Origin of the sequence: Arthrobacter glacialis, from assembly GCF_002909445.1 — a bacterium.
Lineage (GTDB): Bacteria > Actinomycetota > Actinomycetes > Actinomycetales > Micrococcaceae > Specibacter > Specibacter glacialis.
Window position 1 is genome coordinate 1 of record NZ_PPXC01000030.1, and the last position, 5,829, is coordinate 5,829.

General features: G+C 52.9%; 3 rRNA genes. All 3 read left to right on the plus strand.

What is annotated here, in order from left to right:
• Positions 1-183: 183 nt before the first annotated feature.
• The 3 genes from CVS27_RS20145 to rrf all read left to right on the plus strand — a co-directional run bounded on the left by CVS27_RS20145 (position 184) and on the right by rrf (position 5,780).
• A 16S ribosomal RNA gene (locus CVS27_RS20145) occupies positions 184-1,720 on the plus strand.
• Positions 1,721-2,253: 533 nt separating this feature from the next.
• Positions 2,254-5,424: ribosomal RNA gene (locus CVS27_RS20150) — 23S ribosomal RNA — on the plus strand.
• A gap of 239 nt (positions 5,425-5,663) precedes the next feature.
• Positions 5,664-5,780: ribosomal RNA gene (gene rrf, locus CVS27_RS20155) — 5S ribosomal RNA — on the plus strand.
• Together the 16S, 23S and 5S rRNA genes form the textbook arrangement of a ribosomal RNA operon.
• Positions 5,781-5,829 lie beyond the last annotated feature (49 nt).

Consider the following 5,829-nt stretch of genomic DNA (forward strand, 5'->3'; position numbering starts at 1 on the left):
TTGTTGTTTGAGAACTCAATAGTGTGCCAAGTTTTATTGATACCAATTTATTTATATTGAATTGGTTATTTGGTTTTGTTGTTGCCGCCCCTGTGGTGATGACGGAACCGTTTAGCTGGTTTCGAATTTAGTGCACACTTTCTTCACCTTTTTCCGGTGGGTTTGTGTGTGTCTGTTTAGTTATTAACGGAGAGTTTGATCCTGGCTCAGGATGAACGCTGGCGGCGTGCTTAACACATGCAAGTCGAACGATGAACCCCGCTTGCGGGGGGATTAGTGGCGAACGGGTGAGTAACACGTGAGTAACCTGCCCTTAACTCTGGGATAAGCCTTGGAAACGAGGTCTAATACTGGATATTGACATTTCACCGCATGGTGGTTTGTTGAAAGATTTATTGGTTTTGGATGGACTCGCGGCCTATCAGCTTGTTGGTGAGGTAATGGCTCACCAAGGCGACGACGGGTAGCCGGCCTGAGAGGGTGACCGGCCACACTGGGACTGAGACACGGCCCAGACTCCTACGGGAGGCAGCAGTGGGGAATATTGCACAATGGGCGAAAGCCTGATGCAGCGACGCCGCGTGAGGGATGACGGCCTTCGGGTTGTAAACCTCTTTCAGTAGGGAACAAGGCCAGCATTTTTGTTGGTTGAGGGTACTTGCAGAAGAAGCGCCGGCTAACTACGTGCCAGCAGCCGCGGTAATACGTAGGGCGCAAGCGTTATCCGGAATTATTGGGCGTAAAGAGCTCGTAGGCGGTTTGTCGCGTCTGCCGTGAAAGTCCGGGGCTCAACCCCGGATCTGCGGTGGGTACGGGCAGACTAGAGTGATGTAGGGGAGACTGGAATTCCTGGTGTAGCGGTGAAATGCGCAGATATCAGGAGGAACACCGATGGCGAAGGCAGGTCTCTGGGCATTAACTGACGCTGAGGAGCGAAAGCATGGGGAGCGAACAGGATTAGATACCCTGGTAGTCCATGCCGTAAACGTTGGGCACTAGGTGTGGGGGACATTCCACGTTTTCCGCGCCGTAGCTAACGCATTAAGTGCCCCGCCTGGGGAGTACGGCCGCAAGGCTAAAACTCAAAGGAATTGACGGGGGCCCGCACAAGCGGCGGAGCATGCGGATTAATTCGATGCAACGCGAAGAACCTTACCAAGGCTTGACATGAACTGGAAATACCTGGAAACAGGTGCCCCGCTTGCGGTCGGTTTACAGGTGGTGCATGGTTGTCGTCAGCTCGTGTCGTGAGATGTTGGGTTAAGTCCCGCAACGAGCGCAACCCTCGTTCTATGTTGCCAGCACGTAATGGTGGGGACTCATAGGAGACTGCCGGGGTCAACTCGGAGGAAGGTGAGGACGACGTCAAATCATCATGCCCCTTATGTCTTGGGCTTCACGCATGCTACAATGGCCGGTACAATGGGTTGCGATACTGTGAGGTGGAGCTAATCCCAAAAAGCCGGTCTCAGTTCGGATTGGGGTCTGCAACTCGACCCCATGAAGTCGGAGTCGCTAGTAATCGCAGATCAGCAACGCTGCGGTGAATACGTTCCCGGGCCTTGTACACACCGCCCGTCAAGTCACGAAAGTTGGTAACACCCGAAGCCGGTGGCCTAACCCCCTTGTGGGGAGGGAGCTGTCGAAGGTGGGACTGGCGATTGGGACTAAGTCGTAACAAGGTAGCCGTACCGGAAGGTGCGGCTGGATCACCTCCTTTCTAAGGAGCACCAAACACCTGAACATCATCCGCATGGATGGTTGTTGTGGGTGTGAGGAGTAAAGACTCATTGCCAGGACATTCGTTCCTGGGTGAGTTGCTCAAGGGTGGAATATCAATAAAATAGGTGCCTGCTGGCACATGGCGATCTGAACCGAGTACACCAACCCTTACGGGTTGGGAGGAAAAGTTCATCAAGGATTGTTGTGTTCTGGTGGGTAGTGTTTGGCACACTGTTGGGTCCTGGAACAACAACGACCACCATGTAAATGGTGGTTGTGTTGTGCCTGGTTTCCTGCACATGACCGAACCGGTCACGGTGTGACACACATTTTTGTGTGTTGGACGTGGTGGGTGTAGGTGTGTGGTGGGGTTGTTGTTTGAGAACTACATAGTGAACGCGAGCATCTTTATAAAGAAGCAATTTCTTTGAGATAATTTGAACCTGGATCTGATGCTGTTGCGCCTTTCGAGGTGTGGTGGTGTTGGTTTTCATGGTTCTCTCGATAAGTAAGTGTTGATTACATGTGTGTAGTCAAGTTTTTAAGGGCACACGGTGGATGCCTTGGCATTAGGAGCCGAAGAAGGACGTAGGAATCTGCGATAAGCCTCGGGGAGTTGATAACCAAACTTTGATCCGAGGGTGTCCGAATGGGGGAACCCCGCTACCCGTTGCAAGACGAGGTGGTGACCTGCATCTGAATATATAGGATGTGTGGAGGGAACGTGGGGAAGTGAAACATCTCAGTACCCACAGGAAGAGAAAACAAAAGTGATTCCGTTAGTAGTGGCGAGCGAACGCGGAACAGGCTAAACCGTGTCATGTGTGATAGCCGGCGGGCGTTGCATGGTGCGGGGTTGTGGGATTTACCGTGACGGATCTGCCGGTTCGTTGAGGGGAATGGTGCATGTATAGGTGAACGGTTTTGAATGGCCGACCGTAGAGGGTGAGAGTCCCGTAACTGAAATGCAGTGCACTCCCTTAGGTGAGTATCCCAAGTAGCACGGGGCCCGAGAAATCCCGTGTGAATCTGTCAGGACCACCTGATAAGCCTAAATACTACCTAATGACCGATAGCGGACAAGTACCGTGAGGGAAAGGTGAAAAGTACCCCGGGAGGGGAGTGAAATAGTACCTGAAACCGTGTGCTTACAATCCGTCAGAGCAAGCGTGCACTTTGGTGTAGTTGTTCTTGTGATGGCGTGCCTTTTGAAGAATGAGCCTGCGAGTTAGTGTTACGTCGCGAGGTTAACCCGTGTGGGGAAGCCGTAGCGAAAGCGAGTCTGAATAGGGCGATCGTAGTGGCGTGATCTAGACCCGAAGCGAAGTGATCTACCCATGGCCAGGTTGAAGCGCGTGTAAGAGCGCGTGGAGGACCGAACCCACTTCAGTTGAAAATGGAGGGGATGAGCTGTGGGTAGGGGTGAAAGGCCAATCAAACTTCGTGATAGCTGGTTCTCCCCGAAATGCATTTAGGTGCAGCGTTGCGTGTTTCTTACCGGAGGTAGAGCTACTGGATGGCTAATGGGCCCTACAAGGTTACTGACGTCAGCCAAACTCCGAATGCCGGTAAGTCAGAGCGTAGCAGTGAGACTGTGGGGGATAAGCTTCATAGTCGAGAGGGAAACAGCCCAGACCACCAACTAAGGCCCCTAAGCGTGTGCTAAGTGGGAAAGGATGTGGGATTGCTTAGACAACCAGGAGGTTGGCTTAGAAGCAGCCATCCTTAAAAGAGTGCGTAATAGCTCACTGGTCAAGTGATTCCGCGCCGACAATGTAGCGGGGCTCAAGTACACCGCCGAAGTTGTGGATTTCAAACATTACCCAAGCCAGTAGGTTCGTCCTTTGGTTCAGGGGTTTGGAGTGGTAGGGGAGCGTCGTGTAGGCATTGAAGCCGCAGTGTGAACTAGCGGTGGAGCCTACACGAGTGAGAATGCAGGCATGAGTAGCGAAAGACGGGTGAGAAACCCGTCCGCCGAATGATCAAGGGTTCCAGGGTCAAGCTAATCTGCCCTGGGTAAGTCGGGACCTAAGGCGAGGCCGACAGGCGTAGTCGATGGACAACGGGTTGATATTCCCGTACCGGTGAAGAACCGCCCATATTGAACTGATAATACTAACCACCCAAACTGTTACTGAGTGTCCTTCGGGGCCAGGGTATACAGGGAGCGTGGGACCTGAGTCAGGGAGGTAAACGTATTAACAGGTGTGACGCAGGAAGGTAGCCGAGCCGGGCGATGGTAGACCCGGTCTAAGGACGTAGGAAACACGATAGGCAAATCCGTTGTGTTGTCTTCAATGACGATTCTGAGATCTGATGGGACCCCCGTATGGGGGAATTCGGTGATCCTATGCTGCCTAGAAAAGCATCGACGTGAGGTTCTAACTGCCCGTACCCCAAACCGACACAGGTGATCAGGTAGAGAATACTAAGGCGATCGAGAGAATTATGGTTAAGGAACTCGGCAAAATGCCCCCGTAACTTCGGGAGAAGGGGGGCCTGCCCCGTGAAGAAGATTTACTCTTCATGAGCGGGTGTGGGCCGCAGAGACCAGGGGGAAGCGACTGTTTACTAAAAACACAGGTCCGTGCGAAGTCGCAAGACGATGTATACGGACTGACTCCTGCCCGGTGCTGGAAGGTTAAGAGGACCGGTTAGCTACTTCGGTAGCGAAGCTGAGAATTTAAGCCCCAGTAAACGGCGGTGGTAACTATAACCATCCTAAGGTAGCGAAATTCCTTGTCGGGTAAGTTCCGACCTGCACGAATGGAGTAACGACTTCCCCGCTGTCTCAACCATAAACTCGGCGAAATTGCAGTACGAGTAAAGATGCTCGTTACGCGCAGCAGGACGGAAAGACCCCGAGACCTTTACTATAGTTTGGTATTGGTGTTCGGAGTGGCTTGTGTAGGATAGGTGGGAGACTGTGAAGTCACGACGCTAGTTGTGATGGAGTCATCGTTGAAATACCACTCTGGTCACTTTGGACATCTAACTTCGGCCCGTAATCCGGGTCAGGGACAGTGCCTGATGGGTAGTTTAACTGGGGCGGTTGCCTCCTAAAAAGTAACGGAGGCGCCCAAAGGTTCCCTCAGCCTGGTTGGCAATCAGGTATCGAGTGTAAGTGCACAAGGGAGCTTGACTGTGAGAGGGACACCTCGAGCAGGGACGAAAGTCGGGACTAGTGATCCGGCGGCACATTGTGGAATGGCCGTCGCTCAACGGATAAAAGGTACCTCGGGGATAACAGGCTGATCTTGCCCAAGAGTCCATATCGACGGCATGGTTTGGCACCTCGATGTCGGCTCGTCGCATCCTGGGGCTGGAGTAGGTCCCAAGGGTTGGGCTGTTCGCCCATTAAAGCGGTACGCGAGCTGGGTTTAGAACGTCGTGAGACAGTTCGGTCCCTATCCGCTGCGCGCGCAGGAAATTTGAGAAGGGCTGTCCTTAGTACGAGAGGACCGGGACGGACGAACCTCTGGTGTGTCAGTTGTACTGCCAAGTGCATCGCTGATTAGCTACGTTCGGATGGGATAACCGCTGAAAGCATCTAAGCGGGAAGCCCGCTTCGAGATGAGATTTCCATACACGTAAGTGTGAGAGGCCCCCAGCTAGACCACTGGGTTGATAGGCCGGACGTGGAAGCGAGGACTAAAGACTCGTGAAGCTGACCGGTACTAATAAGCCGATAACTTACACTACACACACCTTATAAAGCATAAATTGCTCGCGTTCACTATGTGGTTCCCAACCAACAAACCCAGAGTTTGTTAGTTGACACGGAAACCAAAAAAATGACAGGTAACCCCTGTGACCACCCCCACCCCAAAAGGTGCGAAACGGTCACAAGGAACCTGTATAATAGAATACTGTTGTTCATCACAGAACACCCAACAAGCCACCCAACCACCAGCACCCGCTGAACGGTTTGGGGAACGAGTTACGGTGGTCATAGCGTGGGGGAAACGCCCGGTCCCATTCCGAACCCGGAAGCTAAGACCCACAGCGCCGATGGTACTGCATTCGTGAGGATGTGGGAGAGTAGGACACCGCCGGACAACACGTAAAAAAGGTAGAGGCCCCACACCACGGTGAGGGGCCTCCCTT